Consider the following 19,960-nt stretch of genomic DNA (forward strand, 5'->3'; position numbering starts at 1 on the left):
GCTGACCTCCTGTTGCCTTACGCCAAGCTAACACGCCTGAAAATAAGGGCAATCGACACAATTCCGTGTCACGCAACCACAAGATGAAAAATTGTGCTATACTATTCAACGTGCGTTGCCGGCTGGTCCGGCCAAGGGCAACCGATGCCGGATTCACTCTGCTGCGCTGATATGCAAAGGGAGAGGAAAAAGATGGCCAAAACGATTGGAAATCCGATCAGCTGGGCCGCTCAGAATATCGGTGCGACCGGCGATCATATAGCAGAAAGCGTGAACCGTATCGGCAGTGCGGACACACGACACCTGCCGGTGGTGCAAACCCTGACGATGCAGGACCTAAAAGCATGCTTGAAGGCTGGGTATAACGACTTTCTGGAAACACGGGCCGACGCCATATTCATCGTGCTGATATACCCCATTGCAGGGCTGCTGATGTTCGGCTTCGGCATGAATCGCAACATGGTGCCGTTGTTGGCACCGTTGATCATGGGTTTTGCCTTGATTGGCCCGATCGCTGCGGTGGGACTGTATGAAATCAGCCGCAAACGCGAGCAAGGTGGCGAGGTGCACTGGCTTGACGCATTCGGCGTGTTCCGGTCGCCCTCATTCGGCGCAATTCTGATGTTGGGCTTTTATCTGGTTATGTGGCTGCTGATCTGGCTAATGGTTGCGCAGAGCATTTATGTCCACACCCTCGGCCCTGATCTACCCACATCTTTAGGCGCGTTCTTGACGCAGGCATTCACCACCAGCGCAGGATGGACGATGATCATCTTTGGCAATGCAGTGGGTTTCTTGTTTGCCCTCGTTGCATTGGCAATTAGCGTCGTCAGCTTTCCGCTGCTACTGGATCGCAAAGTGGGCCTGCCGGTCGCGGTCGTAACCTCTGTTCGTGTACTCCGGCGCAGTCCCAGTGTCATTCTGGCTTGGGGCTTCATCGTGGCCGCGTTGTTGGTAGTTGGGGCGATTCCTATGTTGCTGGGGCTGATCGTGGTGATGCCGGTTCTGGGTCATGCAACATGGCACCTGTATCGTCGAGCCGTCGCTTGACGGCTGGCGCGGGAATAGCTCCCGCGCAACCGTGCTAACCTGCGACCTTCAGGACGATCTTGCCAATATGGCCAGAGCTTTCCATCCGGGTATGAGCCGCAGACGCTTCGGCCAATTCGAACTCGCTGTCCATAACGGGGGCAACCTTTCCTGCCTCTAGCAACGGCCAAACCGCCTCTCGCAGATCCTGAGCGATTTTTGCCTTGGCTAAATCGCTTTGCGGGCGCAGGGTGCTGCCAGTCAACGTAAGGCGCTTGACCATCATCATAGCAAAATTCAGCTCGACCTTCGGCCCTTGCAGGAATGCGATCTGCACTAAGCGCCCATCCTCGGCCAAGGCCTTAACGTTGCGCGGAATGTAATCACCGCCCACCATATCGAGGATCAAATTCGCGCCGCCCTCAGCTCGAATGACAGCCACGAAGTCTTCATCTCGATAATTTATTGCCCTCTCGGCCCCCAGCGCAATACAAGCCTCGCACTTTTCAACCGATCCAGCCGTTGCAAAAACGCGTGCTCCAAAAGCATTCGCCAATTGGATAGCCGTTGTGCCGATGCCGCTGGACCCGCCGTGGACCAAAAACCGTTCACCGGCTTTCAAGCCACCTCGGGTAAAGACATTGGACCAGACGGTAAAAAAGGTCTCGGGTAGGCACGCGGCCTCTTTCATCCCCATACCCGTCGGAACTGGCAAACAATGTGCAGCAGGCGTGGCGACATATTCCGCATAACCGCCGCCGGGCAACAACGCACAAACCCGGTCCCCGACCGAAAGGCCTTCGACGCCCGTTCCGACAGCAACGACTTCGCCAGACGCTTCCAATCCCGGCAGGTCGCTGGCACCCGGAGGTGGGTCATAAGCCCCTGCCCGCTGCAACGCGTCCGGACGATTCACCCCTGCATAGGCCACTTTGAGGATCACCTGACCCGCCCCAGGCTCGGGCACGGGACGCTCCGTCAATTGCAAAACATCCGGCCCACCGGGTTCGGTGATCTCAACAGCACGCATCATCTGGGTCATGGGCAAATCTCCTTTGCCCAATGCGTAGCAGGCAATTTCCGTAAGGCCCAGCCGCTTACTTGCGGGGGTTCAGCATACCCGGCAAATCGGCCCGCATCTTCATCGGTGGCTTGACCTGCTTGGCAAACCAATTCGGCACCGCGAGAAACGGCTTGAACAACGGGTTGTCATTCACCTGCGCCTTGAGTTTTTCGATCTGCATTACATTGTCGATCCGGCGATCCAAGAACTCCCACGTTTTCTGATGATCCGGAGAATCATCGCCCAGCCAGAAAAGTAAGGTAGAGGAATACACCCCCGACAACGTTGCACGCTTAGTATACCAATTCACATCATCCGACGTGTCACCCAGCGTGTCCCAAATCAGATCACACGTTTGCCACAACGCCTTGGCTCCGTCCGCCGCATGTGTTGGCAAGGAAAACAGTGTCATTCCGCGACGCACCAGTTCCTTGTCAGACACGGCCTCAAGCCGGAACCGGACCGCAGCGGCGACACGATCGCGGAACTTCATCTCGCTCAGATCCGCTGAATTCAGGCGTTCGACCATCTCGGCATCGCCGCGCGCGTGAAATGCCAAAGCAAGATCGACCGCACCGCGGGGACAGATCGCCCGCGCCAGACCGTCATCCAAATCGCAATCTGTGATCGCCGCGCGAAAGCTGGTTTCGGACCAACCATCGAAGGGAACATGGGACAGCATCGCGTCCAAAAGCTGTTGTTTTGCATCTTCATAGGTAACGGTCATGGCGGATCTCCGGTTCTTGCGGGCCAGACTAGACAAGTTAGAGCGGCTTTGCTATACGGCCACTTCCTGCAATTTCCTTGCAACTCTATCTAGAAAGGTGGTGACAACCACATGCAGGTTAGTGTTCGCGACAATAACGTCGATCAGGCGCTTCGTGCCCTGAAGAAAAAGCTGCAGCGCGAAGGCGTGTTCCGTGAAATGAAGCTGAAGCAACATTTCGAGAAACCGTCCGAGAAAAAAGCGCGCGAGAAAGCTGAAGCGATCCGCCGTGCCCGTAAACTGGCACGCAAGAAAGCCCAGCGCGAAGGTCTGCTTTAAGATCTCGCTCGTCCAGCTTTGGATGACACTATTTGACGACCCCCGAGGCAGCGCCCGGGGGTTTGTCGTTTCTAGCACCGGTTGTATTTCGCCGAATCCACCTTAGGATTAGGCGACAAGCTGCTAATCTTGTTTCAGCAACATTTTGCCCGGCGTTTTGCAGCGCAGCGAATCTTGTTTCGCTAGCGTACCCGCGCTGAAATTTGCCCGGAAATCCAGTCGCTCTACCCGATCCTTCACAGCCCCCTGTAACTGGCCGCGTCTAAAAAGACGACCACTAAAAAGGAGGCTACCATGTCAACAGCAAGTACATACGAGCAAGAAATGCTAGCGCTGATCAATGCTGAACGCGCATCTCACGGGTTGAACCCGCTGCAATTGGAAACCCAACTGAACGACTCGGCCGAGGATCACAGCGCCTGGATGCTGGACACCGACACTTTTAGCCATACTGGCGACGGTGGATCCAGCGCCACCGAGCGTATGGAAGATGCCGGGTTCGATTTCACCGGCAGTTGGAGCTCGGGCGAGAATATCGCGTGGCAGTCGGAACGCGGTCTGGATGGCATCAGCGATGATGTTGAGCAGCTACACCAAAACCTAATGAACAGCCCCGGACACCGTGCCAACATTCTGAATCCCGACTATGAGTACATTGGGATCGGCATTGAAGTAGGAGACTATAATGGTTGGGATGCCGTCATGGTGACCCAAAACTTTGCGACCACCGATGCCGAGGTCATGCTGGACACCGGCGACGCGCCGACACTGCCCGTGGAAGATGTGGATGAAGTAGAAGATCCGGTGGCCGAGGTCCCGGTTGAAGAAGTTCCTGACAGCGATGTGACTGAGATCGAAGATCCCATTGAGGAAACCCCGGATACAGAAGTCACCGACACCGAAGATCCAACCGAAGAAACGCCGGACACGGAGATCACCGAAACCGAAGACCCCGCCGGCGAAACGCCAACCGTCGACACTACTGCAACCGAGGACCCGCTAGAGGACGCTCCAGCAGCGGATGTCACGGATGTCACGGATGTCACGGATGTCACGGATGTGATTACCCAAGATCGCTTTGACGTCGATGCCTTCCTTGCCGCCATCGAAGATTTCGTAAATGATCTTTTGCTTCTAGTCGACGACTTCAGAATGAATGTGCCGCCGACAACAGAAACCGTCGCCACAGGCACGGATTTTATGTTCATCCGACACCACCGTGATGACGCTCCGGAAGCGCCAGATGCTTCTGCAGAGATCACACCGGACATGCCGGACGATTTCTTTACCATTATGCCCGTCGACATGGGCTGCATGATGGAATTCGTTTAAGTCTCATTTCGATTGCAGGACGTCACTCAGGCGTCCTGCACCCAGGCTCAAACAGATCAGTTGAGCAATTTCTTGCACAAACTCAACGAGATTGGCGGTGACAATTCGCCGAACAGCCTGGGCGTCTGAATTGCGACCTCTTCCCGCCAAATTCTCGCCATTAAGGTCACTGCAAAATAACAGAATCATTTGGAGGCAGAAACATGTCAACCGCGAGCGATCTTGAACGGCAAATGCTAGCGCTCATCAATGAGGAACGCACAAGCCGAGGGCTGCAGCCTCTCGTACTGGAGCGGCAACTGAACGACTCGGCCGAAGATCATAGCGAGTGGATGTTGAACACAAATACGTTCAGCCACACCGGCGCAGGCGGCTCCAGCGCAACGCAACGAATGAGAGATGCGGGTTTCGATTTCACAGGCAGTTGGCGGTCCGGCGAAAACATCGCGTGGCAATCAGAGCGCGGCCCGGATGGCGCTAGCGACGACGTGGTTCAGCTGCACCAAAGCTTGATGGACAGCGAGGGCCACCGGGCAAATATTCTAAACGCCGACTTTAAATATATCGGTATTGGCATTGAAGAAGGTAACTTCAATGGGTGGGACGCCATTATGGTGACCCAGAATTTTGCACTTACATCCGCGCCTGTTCAGTTGGATATCACATCATCGTCAAGCGCACCCATTGCTCCATCGTCAAGCGCACCCATTGCTCCAGCCGCGCTAGAAGACGCCGCCTCGGATCCGGTTAAAAAAGTCGTCACCAAAACGAAATCGGGGACCGACGGGGATGATTGGTTTGTCCTCAAAAAAGGCGGAAACCTATATGGTCGGGATGGGGACGACATTCTTATCGGCTCATCCAAGAACAACAAGCTTGTCGGCGGCGAAGGTAATGACCGGCTGGAAGGACGTTCAGGCAACGACAAGGCCTACGGCGGCATCGGGGATGACTTGGCAAAGGGTGGCGGCGGAAAAGATCGCCTGTACGGTCAGGAAGGTAGCGACAGACTGTATGGTGGCGGTAAGAACGACAAACTCTACGGCGGCAGCGACAACGATGTTCTTAAGGGAGGAAGTGGAAAGGACAGATTGAACGGCGGTTCAGGCGATGACGTTATGGTCGGAGGAAAAGACGCCGACAGATTTGTCTTCAGCTCTGGCAATGATCGTATAACCGACTTGGCTGGAAATGATTTAATCGACCTTCGCAAGGTGGATACGATCACCAGTTTTAGCGATTTGAAAAACAATCATATGCAGGTGTCCGGATCAGACGTAATTATTTATGACGGACTTGGAAACACACTTCTTTTGGAAGATACATCCATCGGAAGCTTGGGCAGCAATGACTTCCTGATCTAAAAACTACCCCACAGATAGAAACAACCCGCTGAATGGCGGGTTGTTTTTGTTTTAGCCTGACGTGTGCAGGTCAATAAATCTTGGGAACGTGCAACTCATCTGGAAGAACGCGACGTTCGTATTCGGGATTATACCGCCGGTCCGGAAGGTTTACCTTTTCTTGTGGCACGTCCCCATAGGGAATCTTGGTCAGCAGATGCTCAATGCAGTTCAAGCGCTCGCGTTTCTTGTCGTTGCCTTCGACGATGTACCAAGGGGCTTCTGGGATATTGGTTCGAAATAACATATCCTCCTTGGCTTTCGTGTAGGCTTCCCAGCGAATGCGAGACTCCAAATCCATTGGTGACAGTTTCCATTGTTTCATGGGATCGTGGATACGCATGAGGAATCGTAACTGTTGTTCTTCGTCCGTAATAGAGAACCAGTATTTCAACAAAATGATCCCCGACCGAACCAGCATTCGCTCGAATTCAGGAACGTCCTTAAAGAACTGTTCGACCTGATCCTCGCTGGCAAAACCCATCACCCGCTCTACCCCGGCACGGTTATACCAGGACCGATCGAACAACACGATTTCTCCGGCGGCAGGAAGGTGTGGTACGTAGCGCTGGAAATACCATTGGCTTTGCTCTCTGCGGCTGGGTGCAGGCAATGCAACCACACGCGCAACCCGAGGGTTCAGACGTTGGGTGATCCTCTTGATCACACCTCCCTTGCCGGCGCTGTCACGCCCTTCGAACAGGATACAAACTTTGGCCCCGGTATGCTGTACCCAGTCCTGAACCCGGATCAACTCGGCCTGAAGGCGCAACAGATTGCGGAAATAGACTTTGCGGTCCAGCATGTCGGGATGCTGATCCTTGTAGATTTTGCGGACTTCCATCGAGAGCATGGGCTCACTGAACTCAATCTCAAAATCTTCGTCCAGCGTGTCTTCCAACTCGGCTTCCAGCCAGTCTTTGGGGGCATCGTTGTTATCGTAAACCAAGGTCTTATCCTTATCGTCTTTCGGGTCCGGACCGTACAGCGTGCGTGTAACCGCCTGATGTCATCAGAAGAATTGAATCCACCCTTCGTTTGCGAAACCGAGTATGGCAATCCGGTCGGGGCGGTAAACAGGGGTTTGGTCTTTTTATAAGCTTGAACCCTCTTCCATTGGGATACAAGCGTCAGAATTGACGCATTGCCAACGGGTTGAAGTAAGTTCGTCGTTTGCCTGCTTGCCTTACCGCAACGTCTGACGGCATCAATGAGCCAATCAAACCAACGAGGCGACCGTGGCGCATTTCGTTTCCCTGCTTCCCACAATTTGGCCCTGGTTCATTTTGATTGCCGCACAACTCAGCGCAATTTCGGGCCGTCAAGTGTTGGGCCTCACTTTGCTGGCAACCTTCGGGGGCATCGCACTCGTGCTGGGTTTAGTGACACCGCTGGCCGCAGCAATTTCATTGATAGGGTTGATAGCAGCGGCATTTTTACCCCGCCTGCAGGGGCCTGCCGCCTTCCCAGGTCATCTGGCGCTTATCTTGTTCAGTTTGGCTTTGGGGGCACATTTGTTGCCCGGTTTTCACAGTCTTTTGGTTCTGGATCAAGTACAGGCAAAGCCAGGAAGTTCAGCCTTCACGATGTATCTGAACCTGGACAAACCACTGGTTTTGTTCGCTGTTTTGTTGGCTTGGCCTAGTATGATCCACGGCGCAAGGCCAAGCCGGCTTGGACCGTTATGCGTTGGGCTTTTCGCCTTGCCGTTGTTGTTTGGGCTAGGCATTGCCTTCGGCGCGGTGAGGCCCGAGGTCGGTCTGCCCACTTGGTGGCTGATTTTTGCCCTGTCGAACCTGTTTTTGACCTGCTTGACGGAGGAGGCTTTTTTTCGCGGTTACCTACAATCGGTACTCATCTCGAAAACCGGCGCGGTCCTGGGTATCACGGTTGCCAGCATCATGTTCGGTCTGGCCCATCTGGGCGGAGGTCTGGCACTTGTGATCTTTGCCTCGATCCTCGGCGCGGTCTGTGGGCTTGGCTATTACGCAACTGGTCGGCTTTGGGTGCCAGTATTGATGCATTTCGGATTCAACGCTGCGCATCTGATCCTGTTCACTTATCCCGGCCCAGCCTAAGCGCTATACCGGCAATGCCGTGGTTTTAAACACCGTGCGCAGCGCAAACGAGCTTTGCATCTGTGCCACTCCGGGCAGCCGCGACAAGTATTGGCGGTGGATGCGGGCGAAGTCTTCGGTGTTTTCCGCGACGACTTTCAGAATGTAATCGGCCGTTCCGGCCATCAAATGGCACTCCAAAACGTCTGGAATACGAGCTACTGCCTTTTCGAAGGCATCCAAAAGCTCTTCCGCCTGCCCTTGCAACGTAATCTCAACGAAGACGGTGGTCGGAACATTCATTTTACGTGCGTCCAGCAACGCCACGTAATTTCGAATATACCCATCCGCCTCAAGCCTCTGAACGCGCCGGTGGCAAGCCGAAGGCGATAGATTGACCTGCTCAGACAGTTCGGCATTCGACATACGACCATCTCGCTGAAGGGCCGCCAGAATCTTTTTATCTGTCGTATCCAGGCTCATTCACGCAATTCCTTTGCACAGTTTTGGCAATGTAGTAGAAATTCTCCTAAACGAAAGCCAATTCGCAGGCAGAGTTTCACAGAAATTGCACCCCATAATGCCCATTATTTAAGCAGTTTAGGATCGGAGTAGCAAAAATGAAAATCGGTTGCCCCAAGGAAATCAAACCCCAGGAATTTCGGGTTGGGATGACACCCAATGCCGCGCAAGAGGCTGTCGCACGCGGTCATGAGGTTTTGATCGAAACCAATGCCGGGAACGGCTCAGGCTTTGACAATGACGCCTACATTGCTGCGGGCGCTCGGATCATTGACACCGCGGAAGAGGTGTTTGCCACCGCTGACATGATCGTCAAAGTTAAAGAGCCACAAGCGATTGAGCGCAAGATGCTGCGCGAAGGTCAGCTGTTGTTCACCTACCTGCACTTGGCACCGGATCCGGATCAGACGCACGATCTGCTGGAATCGGGTTGCACCGCGATTGCCTATGAAACCGTAACTGACTCAAGTGGCGGTCTGCCCCTGCTGGCGCCGATGTCCGAGGTCGCGGGTCGTCTGGCCCCACAGGTCGGCTCGTGGACCCTGCAAAAAGCCAATGGCGGCCGTGGCGTATTGATGGGCGGCGTGCCCGGTGTTGGCCCGGCAAAGGTGGTCGTGATAGGTGGCGGCGTTGTGGGCACTCACGCCGCGCAGGTCGCTGCAGGCATGGGCGCAGATGTCACCGTGCTCGACCGGTCGCTCCCGCGACTCCGTTATCTGGACGATGTGTTCGGTCGCCAATTCAAAAACCAGTACTCGACCGCCGGTGCCACGGCCGAACTGATCCAGGACGCCGACATGGTGATCGGTGCGGTGCTGATCCCCGGTGCAGCAGCACCCAAGCTGATCAGTCGCGACCAGCTATCGACCATGAAACCCGGCGCGGTTCTGGTAGACGTGGCGATCGATCAGGGCGGCTGCTTTGAAACCTCCAAAGCAACCACCCACGCGGACCCGATCTATGAAGTCGATGGCGTGATGCACTACTGCGTGGCCAACATGCCGGGTGCGGTTGCGCGTACTTCGACCATCGCACTTGGCAACGCAACGATGCCGTTCATGCTGGCGCTGGCCGACAAAGGTTGGAAGCAAGCCTGTCAGGACGACGAGCACCTGTTGAACGGTCTGAACGTGCACGCCGGACAACTGACCTATTACGCGGTTGGCAAGGCACTGGGGATCGACGTCGTTTCCCCCAACGTGATCGTCAAATCCTGAGGCCTCCCGCCCCTGAAAGCGCCCTCTGACGAGGGCGTTTACAACGTTGGGCCGGGCGCCGCCCCTGCGGTGCGGAGCGGTCGATCTTTGACCCGACGGTCCAACAAATGAAACGGCGCCGCGCGTTTAGCGCGGCGCCGGGCCCAACCGGAGGAGGGCATTTCAACGCCCGTTCGACGGGCGGGAGATTTTAAGCCTGCTTGTGTATTTCCACCGAATGCGGATACGGAATCGACACACCTTTGGCATCGAACGCTTCTTTCACAGCTTTCGTGACTTCGAATTTCACATCCCAATAGTCCGCAGCATTACACCAAAGGCGCGCCGTCAGATCGACCGAACTGTCGCCAAGATTGGTCACCCGCACCCAAGGTTCGGGATCGTTGTGAATACGTTCATCAGCCTTGGCAACGTCCAGAATGATCTTCATCGCCTCATCCGCGCTGTCGCCATAGTCGATACCAAACACCAAATCGACGCGGCGTGTATCATGGGCCGAGTAGTTGGTGATGACAGAGCCCCATGCCTGCCCGTTAGGTACAATGATTTGTACGTTGTCCGGCGTTACCAGCTCGGTCGTGAATAGGTTCAGGTCTTTAACCGTCCCCGCCGTGCCGCCAATATCCACATATTGGCCCAGCTTATAGGGGCGGAACACCACCAGCATGACGCCTGCCGCCAGATCACTCAGAGTACCCTGCAGCGCCAGGCCAATCGCCAGAGACGCAGCACCAAGGATGGCAACGATACTGGTGGCCTCGATCCCAAAGATACCAAGGACGGCGACCAAGACCATTGCCAGGATAACCCACTTGACAAGGCTTGCCACAAAATTGCCCAGCGTCGGGTCAATTTGCGGGGTCGAATTTATCCGTCGACGCACCATGCTGCCGATGGCCCCGGCGACGATCCAACCAATTATAAGAACGATCAACGCCTTGACCGCGCTCATAATCAGCGGGGCGAAAGTGCCCACCTGTGTTACGACCTCATCCACATGCATCTCCTTTCAACAACAAGAAACCCGCGCCGTACGCGCGGGGTTTGTTAAATATTGAGGCAAAATCCCTGTTCGGTCTAGGTTTCAGTTTCTTGGCATTTCCCCGTTGTTCACTGACAAACACGCACTGACAGGCTGCGCACAGCTTCAGGGCTTTCAAGACACCCCCTCAACACCTACTTATGTCTGAACGCCTAAACAGGAGCCTTAAGATGCTGGACAACAAATCACACCCGATCATGAACCGCTGGCCAGCTCAGTTCCCGGATCGAATTCAGCTCTATTCTTTCCCCACGCCGAATGGTGTAAAGGCGTCGATCATGCTGGAAGAAACCGGTCTGCCGTATGAAGCCCACAAGGTAACCCTGTCAGATGCGGATGTAAAAAGCGCCGAGTTCCTTTCGCTGAACCCCAACAACAAAATTCCTGCGATCATCGACCCCGACGGCCCGGATGGAGAACCGATTGGTCTGTTCGAAAGCGGTGCGATCCTGCTGTACCTTGCTGAAAAGAGCGGTAAGTTCATCGGTCAGACACAGACCGACAAGCACCGTGTCACCCAATGGCTAATGTTTCAGATGGGCGGTGTCGGCCCGATGTTCGGGCAACTTGGCTTTTTCCACAAATTCGCTGGCAGCGAGATCGAAGACCCCCGCCCGCGAGACCGTTATGTCAATGAAGTCAAGCGCCTGCTCAACGTGCTAAACCAACAGCTTGAGGGTCAAGACTGGATCGCCGGAGACTATTCCATTGCCGACATCGCCACCGCACCTTGGCTGCGCGGGCTCGACTTTTATGGAGCAAAGGAGTTGGTCGGCTGGGACGATCACGCCAACGTGGTGGCCTATCTTGACCGCTTTCTTGAGCGGCCCGCCGTGCAAAAAGGGTTGGTGACACCCGCACGGGACTGATAGCCAAGCAACCCTCGCAAAATGGGCTTGCGGCCGTACCGGCGCAAGCCCTTTTCGTTTTCTTAGCCCGGAAGCTTGCCGGTCAGCACGTAGCGTAACACTTCGACGACTTGGCTCGGCTCTTCTGCAACGGCCAAGGCAGCGGCATCGACCTCTTTCAGCGCATGCTGGTGATCAGGGCCGTGCAAAACGATCAGCGAGATGCCCAGCGCAGCGGCGTAACCCGCATCAAATGCAGCGTTCCACTGTTTGTACTTCTCACCAAACCGAACCACGACCACATCGGCGTCGGCGATGCCTTTACGGGTGCGTATCGCATTGATCATCGCGCCCTTGTGGTCATGCCAGTACTTGTTCGGCTCTGCCCCAAGAATGGCCACGCCACAATCATCGCTGGCATCGTGATCGGTGACGGGACTGTTGAAAGTGATATCCAGTCCCTTCGAACCATTGATGATCTGTTCGCGCCAGTCGGTGTGGATTTCGCCAGAAAGGTAAACGTTCAGGCTCATGGTTTCCTCCGCAATTGTTCAGAGCCTACTTAAGCCGCAATCACGCAAAGCCCAATGCGGAAATCGAAGAAACCGGTGATGTTTACTATTTCTTTCGCGCCACCAAATAGCGCGACGGTGGTTTTGCCGGATAACTCCCACTTTCGATCACGTCGAACCCGGCCCTTGCAACGGCGGTTTCAAAAGTATCGACGTTGAACAGATTGACAAAGGGCGCTTTGCCAACAAGCTGCATCACCGGCAACATGAGTTTCAACAACCCAAACTTCAATCCCAGACCACCCTCGGCGAGGCAGGGTGTTTTGGAGATGAACAGACCGCCGGGTGCCAGTCGCTTATTAATGTCTGCAAAAACCGCTTCAATATCAGGGACAAGATGAAACAGGTTGAAACCAAGTATGGCGTCAAAGGTCTGCCCGTCGTTTGGTACGGTAATATCAATCGTCCGGAACGAGATGTTTTCAACCCCTTCCACCTTTGCTTTGTCCCTGCCAATTTCCAGCATGGCTTCGGAAAAGTCGCTGGCCGTGATATGCTCTACCGACGATGCAAGCAGCAGTGCCGTTGAACCCGTCCCACAGCCAAGCTCAAGAACCTCGTCCTGCTTGGACAGATAGGACTGGGTCCGCCCCAGTGTGTACTTATATGATTCCATGTCACGGATTGGGCTGCGCGAGTATTTTGCGGCAACGCCGTCCCAGAATTTTGCAGCGGTCGTCATGGTCGATCTCCTTTGCCGCCTATCTACTCATGCGTAGATCGAAGAGGAATTGCGAATAATTGCAGAACTCTTATACATATTTGCATGAGCACCATCGGCGGGTTTGACTGGAACCATATGCGCGCCTTTCTGGCGACGGCGGATACCGGATCGCTTTCAGCGGCTGCGCGGCAATTGGGATTGACCCAACCGACCTTAAGCCGCCAGATCGCTGCGCTCGAGTCTGATTTGGGTGTTTTGCTATTCGAACGTATTGGTCGCGCGCTTGAGATCACACAGGCCGGTGTCGAACTTCTGGAGCACACTCGCATCATGGGAGAAGCTGCCAATCGCATTGCGTTGACAGCGTCTGGTCAGGCGCAATCGATCGAAGGAAGCGTTCGAATAACCGCCAGTGACATCATGTCGGCCTATATCATGCCCGATCTGTTGCGCCAGATCAGGACGCAGGCGCCGCGTCTTCGGATCGATGTGATTGCATCGAACGACATCCGCGATTTGATGCGACGCGAGGCAGACATTGCGATCCGCCACGTTCGACCGGATCAACCCGAGCTGATCGCCAAACTGATACAGGACGCGCCTGGACACTTCTATGCATCCACCGAGTATCTGAACCGGATGGGACGCCCTGAATCCAAACGCGATTTGTCACAGCATGATTTCATCAGCTTTGGTGATACGGATAAGATGATCGCCTATCTGGAACCGCTCGGCTTCGACCTGACACACGACAATTTCCGACTGGGCTCGCAGAACGGGATTGTGTCTTGGGAATATGCCAGACAAGGCTTTGGCATCGCACCCATGTCCCAATTGGTCGGAGACGCAACCGCGGGCATGGAGCGTATTCTGCCAGAGATGGAGGCCATTACATTCCCGATCTGGCTAACCACCCATCGCGAATTGCACACTAGCCGCCGAATCCGGTTGGTCTTTGATCTGCTAGCCGAATTCCTGTCGAAGTAAAAAACGCGCCCGAAGGCGCGTTTCTCTTACAAGCTACGAATGTGTTACCCGCGCAGAACGCCGCCGGTTGCCTTAGTAACTTTGGCAATGATCTTCTCGGCCACCGCGTCGATGTCTTTTTCCTTCAACGTCGCATCCGTTGGCTGCAGACGCACGGTGATGGCTAAAGACTTTTTGCCCTCACCCAAGCTGCCACCGATGAATTCGTCAAAGACGCGAACATCCTCGATCAGTGCTTTGTCGGCCCCTGCTGCGGCATTCACCAGCGTCAGAGCCTCGACACCCTCATCAACGACAAAGGCAAAGTCACGCTCGACCGCCTGCAGGTCACGCAGTTCCAACGCGGCGCGGGTGGCACCGGTTTTACGCGGCAACGGCACCTCGTCCGGCCATATGGTAAACGCCATCGCCGGTCCTTTGATATCCATCGCCTGCAGGATGCGCGGGTGCAATTCACCAAAGACGCCCAACACCTTTTTCGGGCCCAGGCAAATTTTGCCATGACGGCCCGGATGCCACCAGGCATCACCGTCGCGCAGAATCTGCACCTTGGTTGGCGCGCCGATAGCGGCCAGTACGGCCTCGGCGTCGGCTTTGACGTCAAACACGTCAACGGGACGAGACGCACCGTGCACATCCTTCGGTCCATTGCGACCAACCAGCAGACCAGTGATCTGTGTGGTTTGCTCTCCGGGTTCACCGTCATGGAAAACAGGACCAACCTCGAAAAGGGCAACGTCTGCATATCCACGCGCCTGATTACGAGCCGCTGCTTGCAGCAGGCCAGGCAGCAGATCGGGGCGCATATGGCTCATTTCGGACGAGATCGGGTTTTCCAGCTGCGTGGCTTCATCCCCGCCACCGAACAGAGCGGCAGAGGCCTGATCAATGAAGGTGTAGGAAACGCACTCATTGTACCCCAGCGCCGCACAGGTTCGCCGTGCCATCGACTGACGGCGTTGCGTCGGGGTCATCACAGGTTTCGGGATGCCATTCGTCACACGCGGCAACGGCTTGCCCTGCAGTTTGGTCAGCGAAGCAATCCGCGCGACCTCTTCCACCAGATCGGCCTCACCCATGATGTCGGGGCGCCAGCTAGGCACATGCGCCATCTCACCTTCCAGACGGAAGCCCAGACGGGTCAGGGTCTGGCGCTGCTCGCTTTCGGGAATGTCCATTCCGACCAGAGACTGCACACGTTCCGCATCCAGCTTATAAGCGCGTGCGTGGTTCGGCGCTTTGCCAGCCTCAACCACCTTGGAGACCTCGCCACCGCAGATATCCAAAATCATCTGCGTCGCCTGCTCCAACCCTTCCAGCGTGTATTCCGGGTCCACGCCACGTTCAAAACGATAGCGCGCGTCCGAATTGATCTTCAGCGCACGCCCCGTCAGCGCGATCTGCACATGATCCCAGAACGCGCTTTCCAGGAAGACATTCACCGTTTCCTCGGTACAGCCGGTTTCCTCACCCCCCATGACACCGGCGATGGATTCCGGACCCTTGTCGTCCGAAATCACCATCATACCGGGTTGCAGGGTGTATTCTTTCTCATCCAGCGCCACCAGCTTTTCACCACCCTTCGCGCGGTGCACCCGCAGATTACCCTGCACCTTATCCGCATCGAACACGTGCAGCGGGCGGTTGTGGTCGAAGGTCATGTAGTTGGTGATATCTACCAGAGCCGAGATTGGACGCAGACCAATTGCCTTTAGCTGATCCTGAAGCCATTGCGGGCTAGAGCCGTTCCTGACACCCTTGATCAGACGCCCGGTGAAATGCGGGCAGCCGTCCAGCGTGTCCTCGTCAATGGTCACCTTGATCGGACTATCGAAGTCACCCGGCACAGGCACGTAGTCGCGCTGTTTCAGTGTCCCGAGTCCACGTGCCGCTAGATCGCGCGCGATGCCCTCAACGCCAAGCGCATCGGGACGGTTCGGAGTGATTGCGATTTCGATCATGGGATCGACCTTCGAAGGCTCATTCTCGGCCAGCCAGTCTACAAACTTGTCGCCGACCTCACCCGAAGGCAGCTCGATGATGCCGTCGTGTTCGTCCGACAGCTCCAGTTCGCGCTCGGATGCCATCATGCCAAAGCTTTCGACGCCACGAATCTTGCCGACGCTGATCGTAAGATCCAAACCGGGGATGTACATGCCCGGTTTGCAGACCACGACGGTAATACCTTCGCGCGCGTTGGGCGCACCACAGATGATCTGCAATTCACCCTCATCCGTGTCCACCTTGCAGACGCGCAGCTTGTCGGCGTCGGGGTGTTTCTCGGCATGTTTTACATGGCCCAGTGTAAAGTCCTTCAACCGGTCCGCCGGGTTCACGATCTCTTCGACCTCGAGCCCAAGGTCGGTCAGCGCTTCGGCGATTTCCTCAACCGAGGCATCGGTGTCGAGGTGGTCTTTCAGCCAGGACAGAGTGAATTTCATTGCACGGGGCCTTTTTTGGCAAACATCCAGTCGGCACAGGCAATGGCAAAGATTGCGCCGGGGTGCAAGCGCTGCGCGTCACGGATAGGTGGGGGTGCGGCCTAAAAGCTCGTCCAACTGCCGCCCGATCCAACCGTGGGGGATGAAATGCCCGCCCGGATGGGTGTCCAGAACCACTTGCCCCTGCGTGCAGTCGGTCCATTCCACGCGGGTAAGGGTCAGGAACGGTTCAACGCTCCAATCCCCGCGCTGGGTCGCACCGTTGCAATCGAATTTCTCACGCCACAGCGCCACCGGATAGGTCGTATCCCCGCCGGGCCCAAAGGGAAAATCCATCACCGTATCGTCCAGCCCGTGCACATGGCGCGCCTCACGAGGAGACTGCGGACAATCCTCGGTCTGCCGGATCGAACCCGCAACGGCCAGCAGCGCAGCTGTGCTGTTACCCGACTGGCAGACATAACGCCACGCCATCGCGCCGCCGTAGGAATAGCCCGAGACATAGATGCGTTCATCATCAATGGGATAGCGCTTGGCGACGTCTTCGAGAACCCGGTTGGCAAATGGCACGTCGCCCGTGTCCGAGCTCCAGAAATCCCATGTCTTCCTTAGCCCGTTTGGGGCCACTAGCAGAACGCCGCGCAGCTTGGTCGCACCTGCGATGCGCTGATGGTTCACCACCACAGTCCCTTGCCGCGCCCAGCCGTGGAAATGCAGCAACACCGGCAGAGGCGTTTCACCGTCCCACCCGTCCGGTTCCAACACATGGTATGAGCGGTCACCGACATGACAGGCAGTATCGCCGTGGCAGTCGGTATTCCACGGACCCATTGCAAAAGCGGGGGAGGCGGTTAGCAGGAAGAGGTAGAGCAGTCGGTAAATCATCCGTTGAACCCTAACGAGCCTGCGCCCGCTGTCACGTCACAACCCCGTGGGAGTTTGTGACAAGCCGCGCTATCGCCAGACCGCGGGATGGCGATCCTCGGGGAATGGTGGGCAATTTATGCTGGCAAAATTCACGTGTCGTTCAAACGGAGTGCCTGCAGAGACAAATCGCCAACCCGTGCGGGCGGTCTGGCGATGGCGCGGCGGCCTATCGGCCTTTGCTCCGCGCCACTATTTCGACTGCTTTTTCGCGAATTCATCAATGACCTTCTTGGCCATCGCTTCTTGGTCTTCCACCTCTTTCCGCGGATTCACTTTCTTTAGAAACCCGTTACGTGTCGCCAATAACGCCGCCCACACTCCCGGAGTGACAGCGATAACCGCGATCAGCAAAACCCAAGCAAATGACGATCCAAACAAACGCTCTACCAGAATCTGAAGAACGCCTATCGAAACAACTAGCCCGACCAGCCACAGAAATGGAACCTTGGCTACTCTACAATTCCACCAATTAAAAGAGCGCGCCAGAAATACACCCAGCGGGTACATCTACCTACTCAAACCACCGTGCAGGTTCGGCATATCCAGCGCTGCAAACCCGTAATGGCGCAGCCAGCGCAGGTCGGAATCGAAGAACGCCCGCAGGTCAGGAATGCCGTATTTCAGCATCGCCAGACGGTCGATGCCGATCCCAAAGGCAAAGCCCTGATAGACCTCGGGGTCAATCCCACCGGCGGCGATCACCTTGGGGTGAACCATGCCCGAGCCCAGAATCTCCAGCCAGTCGTCGCCCTCGCCGATCTTCAGCTGGCCGTTATCCCAGGAACAGCGGATATCGACCTCGGCCGAAGGTTCGGTGAAGGGGAAGTGCGAGGCGCGGAAGCGCAGTTCGACGTCGTCGACCTCGAAAAACGCCTTCACGAACTCTTCCAGAACCCATTTCAGGTTCGCCATCGAGATGCCCTTGTCGATGGCCAGACCTTCGACCTGATGGAACATCGGCGTGTGGGTCTGGTCATAGTCGGCGCGATACACACCGCCCGGACAGATCACGCGGATCGGTGCGCCCTGTTTCTCCATAGAACGGATCTGCACCGGAGACGTGTGCGTGCGCAGTACGTGCGGCGGGCGATTGTCGCCTTCGGCGCGGTGCATGTAGAACGTGTCCATCTCGGCCCGCGCCGGGTGGTGGCCGGGGATGTTCAGGGCGTCAAAGTTGTACCAATCGTCCTCGATCCGCGGCCCTTCGGCCACAGAAAATCCCAGTTCGGCAAAGATCGCGGTCAGTTCCTCGGTAGCTTGACTGATCGGGTGGATCGAGCCCTGACGGCGCGCGCGAGTCGGCAGGGTGACGTCCAACCATTCGGTGCGCAGACGCTCATCCAGTGCGGCATCGGCCAAAGCCGCCTTTTTCGCCGAAAGCGCCGAGTTGATCTCATCCTTCAGAGCGTTCAGCGCGGGGCCGGCAACCTGACGTTCCTCGGGCGTCATTTTGCCCAACTCACGCATCTTCAGCGCGACCTCGCCCTTTTTTCCCACGGCAGCGACGCGGATCGCCTCAAGCACGTTTTCGTCGCCCGCTTCGGCGATCTGACCGAGATATTTTGCCTTAAGATCGTCCATGACGCTTCCTGACCGTGGTCCCTGAATTCTATTCAGGCTCTGCTATCACAGCAGTCCGCGAAAGCAAGAGGGCCCGCGTCAGGCGGAGCGCAACAGTGTCGCGGTTTTACCCTGACGAACGGGGCGGACAGCAGAGCCGTAGGTGTCGGGGGCACTGCGTAATTCGGGGAAAAGCGCGAACAGTTCCTCAGCCGTGTCGGACGAAAGCCCGGCTAGGCCTTCCAGACCCGGAAAAAAGCTTTCCGAGATCAATCCAGCGGTGGTGACCAATTGGTGCTGATCAAACATCAGATGGACATAAGTGACTATCTCGCATGGCGCTTCGGTCACGGTCGTTCCGTTGACCAGTGATTTGGCGGGCACCAGAACCTCATCTTCACCGAACATCAATTCCGCCTGCCAACCAGAAATCAGCACGCGATGCTGAGGAGAAACCACAACATCGGCCTTGGCCCCCAGAGCACCGGCGCAGATCCGGATTGGGGCAAAGCGCCCCTGTCCGGGTACCGAACACCGCCCGATCCAGCGCACTGGCTGCGCACCATGGTCGAGTGTGATTACCATATCACCCGGTTGCAGCGTTTCGATCAGCCGAGGCCCATCTTGGGTGTCCACCAGCGTTCCGGCCGTAAAACAGGCCGCCCCAGAGTCGCCTGGATCAACCGAGTCGTAGACCAGCGTATCAGGGTCGGGCTGGTTGAACTGTAAGGATGTTGTGGTCTGGTTGGGTACCACAAGAACCGGCAGGTTGACCGAAGTTGCCCCCGCTGCCAGACCATTTTGCGCCTCGATATTCTGAGTGCCGCCACCGATATCGTAGAAATCAATGACCTCACCCGTGTCGGTATTGGTCAGCGCATAGGCTTCGTAATTGGTCGAGCCCGCACCATCTGGATCAGTCAGTTGGATCGGAAAGTTGTCCGCGGAAATCACATAGACTTTTTCGTTATTATCCGGGTCAATTGTGACTTGAACGCCCGGGTCATCCAACGAAATCTCAATCCCGACCTGACCGTTGGATTGATAGAACGATACCGTAAAATTCTCGGGCAGTTCATCTGAGCGCAAAGCGACTTCCAGAAACTCGGCTTCACCCGAGCTTGCCGCGTAGGCATTGGAATAGTGCAATTCGCTGATACGTGCCATAGATCAGTCCACCAGGAATGTGCCCACTGGTATCCTGTTGCCAGAGAAGCTTTCAACCCAAGACGCAGGGTTTGGCAAATTCTA

At 56.1% G+C, this 19,960-nt stretch carries 20 protein-coding genes; 8 read left to right on the plus strand and 12 right to left on the minus strand.

All coding sequences use genetic code 11. The features are described 5' to 3' along the window. Positions 1-192 precede the first annotated feature (192 nt). Positions 193-1,050 carry a DUF2189 domain-containing protein gene (locus tag ACR0L3_RS15270; protein ID WP_480746622.1) on the plus strand — a complete coding sequence of 286 codons (858 nt, stop codon included), beginning with the start codon at positions 193-195 and terminating at the stop codon, positions 1,048-1,050. A 34-nt stretch (positions 1,051-1,084) separates the two neighbouring features. Here ACR0L3_RS15270 and ACR0L3_RS15275 read toward each other — a convergent pair whose 3' ends face one another. Beyond that, positions 1,085-2,071 carry an NAD(P)H-quinone oxidoreductase gene (locus ACR0L3_RS15275; RefSeq protein WP_480746623.1) on the minus strand — a complete coding sequence of 329 codons (987 nt, stop codon included), beginning with the start codon at positions 2,069-2,071 and terminating at the stop codon, positions 1,085-1,087. Positions 2,072-2,126: 55 nt separating this feature from the next. Further along, positions 2,127-2,819 carry a COQ9 family protein gene (locus ACR0L3_RS15280; RefSeq protein ID WP_480746624.1) on the minus strand — a complete coding sequence of 231 codons (693 nt, stop codon included), beginning with the start codon at positions 2,817-2,819 and terminating at the stop codon, positions 2,127-2,129. A gap of 111 nt (positions 2,820-2,930) precedes the next feature. Between ACR0L3_RS15280 and rpsU the strand changes: the two genes are divergently transcribed. The 3 genes from rpsU (at position 2,931) to ACR0L3_RS15295 (ending at position 5,833) form a co-directional block, all read left to right on the plus strand. Then, entirely contained in the window at positions 2,931-3,137 is a 207-nt protein-coding gene (rpsU, locus tag ACR0L3_RS15285) for a 30S ribosomal protein S21 (RefSeq protein ID WP_005614280.1), read from the plus strand. A 294-nt stretch (positions 3,138-3,431) separates the two neighbouring features. Then, entirely contained in the window at positions 3,432-4,469 is a 1,038-nt protein-coding gene (locus ACR0L3_RS15290; RefSeq protein ID WP_480746625.1) for a CAP domain-containing protein, read from the plus strand. Positions 4,470-4,672: 203 nt separating this feature from the next. Beyond that, positions 4,673-5,833 carry a CAP domain-containing protein gene (locus tag ACR0L3_RS15295; protein WP_480746626.1) on the plus strand — a complete coding sequence of 387 codons (1,161 nt, stop codon included), beginning with the start codon at positions 4,673-4,675 and terminating at the stop codon, positions 5,831-5,833. Between the two features lie 70 nt (positions 5,834-5,903). On the opposite strand, the gene ppk2 is transcribed toward ACR0L3_RS15295, so the two are convergent. Beyond that, positions 5,904-6,821, minus strand: coding sequence for a polyphosphate kinase 2 (gene ppk2 / locus ACR0L3_RS15300; RefSeq protein ID WP_480746627.1), 918 nt, complete (start codon positions 6,819-6,821; stop codon positions 5,904-5,906). Between the two features lie 289 nt (positions 6,822-7,110). On the opposite strand from ppk2, the gene ACR0L3_RS15305 reads away from it, so the two are divergent. Then, positions 7,111-7,950 carry a CPBP family intramembrane glutamic endopeptidase gene (locus tag ACR0L3_RS15305; RefSeq protein ID WP_480746628.1) on the plus strand — a complete coding sequence of 280 codons (840 nt, stop codon included), beginning with the start codon at positions 7,111-7,113 and terminating at the stop codon, positions 7,948-7,950. Positions 7,951-7,953: 3 nt separating this feature from the next. Here ACR0L3_RS15305 and ACR0L3_RS15310 read toward each other — a convergent pair whose 3' ends face one another. Continuing rightward, positions 7,954-8,412 carry an Lrp/AsnC family transcriptional regulator gene (locus tag ACR0L3_RS15310; RefSeq protein WP_170488558.1) on the minus strand — a complete coding sequence of 153 codons (459 nt, stop codon included), beginning with the start codon at positions 8,410-8,412 and terminating at the stop codon, positions 7,954-7,956. A 137-nt stretch (positions 8,413-8,549) separates the two neighbouring features. Here ACR0L3_RS15310 and ald point away from each other — a divergent pair, with 137 nt between their 5' ends. Next, positions 8,550-9,668, plus strand: coding sequence for an alanine dehydrogenase (gene ald, locus ACR0L3_RS15315; protein ID WP_480746629.1), 1,119 nt, complete (start codon positions 8,550-8,552; stop codon positions 9,666-9,668). A gap of 190 nt (positions 9,669-9,858) precedes the next feature. On the opposite strand, the gene ACR0L3_RS15320 is transcribed toward ald, so the two are convergent. After that, positions 9,859-10,620, minus strand: a complete 762-nt coding sequence (locus ACR0L3_RS15320) for a mechanosensitive ion channel family protein (RefSeq protein WP_480746692.1) — start codon at positions 10,618-10,620, stop codon at positions 9,859-9,861. A 260-nt stretch (positions 10,621-10,880) separates the two neighbouring features. Here ACR0L3_RS15320 and ACR0L3_RS15325 point away from each other — a divergent pair, with 260 nt between their 5' ends. Then, the gene (locus tag ACR0L3_RS15325) at positions 10,881-11,579 is read left to right on the plus strand and encodes a glutathione S-transferase family protein (protein WP_480746630.1); all 699 of its coding nucleotides are present in this window, start codon (positions 10,881-10,883) and stop codon (positions 11,577-11,579) included. Between the two features lie 62 nt (positions 11,580-11,641). Here the strand turns inward: ACR0L3_RS15325 and ACR0L3_RS15330 are convergent, their stop codons facing one another. After that, a complete protein-coding gene (locus tag ACR0L3_RS15330; RefSeq protein WP_480746631.1) occupies positions 11,642-12,091 on the minus strand; it encodes a YtoQ family protein in 450 nt (149 codons plus the stop codon). A gap of 85 nt (positions 12,092-12,176) precedes the next feature. Beyond that, positions 12,177-12,812, minus strand: coding sequence for a class I SAM-dependent methyltransferase (locus ACR0L3_RS15335; RefSeq protein ID WP_480746632.1), 636 nt, complete (start codon positions 12,810-12,812; stop codon positions 12,177-12,179). An 84-nt stretch (positions 12,813-12,896) separates the two neighbouring features. Between ACR0L3_RS15335 and ACR0L3_RS15340 the strand changes: the two genes are divergently transcribed. After that, positions 12,897-13,781 carry a LysR family transcriptional regulator gene (locus ACR0L3_RS15340; protein WP_480746633.1) on the plus strand — a complete coding sequence of 295 codons (885 nt, stop codon included), beginning with the start codon at positions 12,897-12,899 and terminating at the stop codon, positions 13,779-13,781. A 44-nt stretch (positions 13,782-13,825) separates the two neighbouring features. Here ACR0L3_RS15340 and pheT read toward each other — a convergent pair whose 3' ends face one another. The 5 genes from pheT to ACR0L3_RS15365 all read right to left on the minus strand — a co-directional run bounded on the left by pheT (position 13,826) and on the right by ACR0L3_RS15365 (position 19,876). Beyond that, complete coding sequence (gene pheT, locus ACR0L3_RS15345; RefSeq protein WP_480746634.1) at positions 13,826-16,222, minus strand: phenylalanine--tRNA ligase subunit beta; 2,397 nt, start codon at positions 16,220-16,222, stop codon at positions 13,826-13,828. A 78-nt stretch (positions 16,223-16,300) separates the two neighbouring features. Further along, positions 16,301-17,107 carry a CE1 family esterase gene (locus ACR0L3_RS15350; RefSeq protein ID WP_480746635.1) on the minus strand — a complete coding sequence of 269 codons (807 nt, stop codon included), beginning with the start codon at positions 17,105-17,107 and terminating at the stop codon, positions 16,301-16,303. A 231-nt stretch (positions 17,108-17,338) separates the two neighbouring features. Further along, positions 17,339-17,656 carry a hypothetical protein gene (locus tag ACR0L3_RS15355; protein ID WP_480746636.1) on the minus strand — a complete coding sequence of 106 codons (318 nt, stop codon included), beginning with the start codon at positions 17,654-17,656 and terminating at the stop codon, positions 17,339-17,341. Continuing rightward, positions 17,657-18,730, minus strand: coding sequence for a phenylalanine--tRNA ligase subunit alpha (pheS, locus tag ACR0L3_RS15360; protein WP_480746637.1), 1,074 nt, complete (start codon positions 18,728-18,730; stop codon positions 17,657-17,659). A gap of 78 nt (positions 18,731-18,808) precedes the next feature. Then, on the minus strand, positions 18,809-19,876 hold the full coding sequence (locus ACR0L3_RS15365) for a Hint domain-containing protein (RefSeq protein ID WP_480746638.1): 1,068 nt from the start codon (positions 19,874-19,876) through the stop codon (positions 18,809-18,811). Positions 19,877-19,960: the final 84 nt, after the last annotated feature.

This window comes from Ruegeria sp. CK1 (assembly GCF_056536545.1).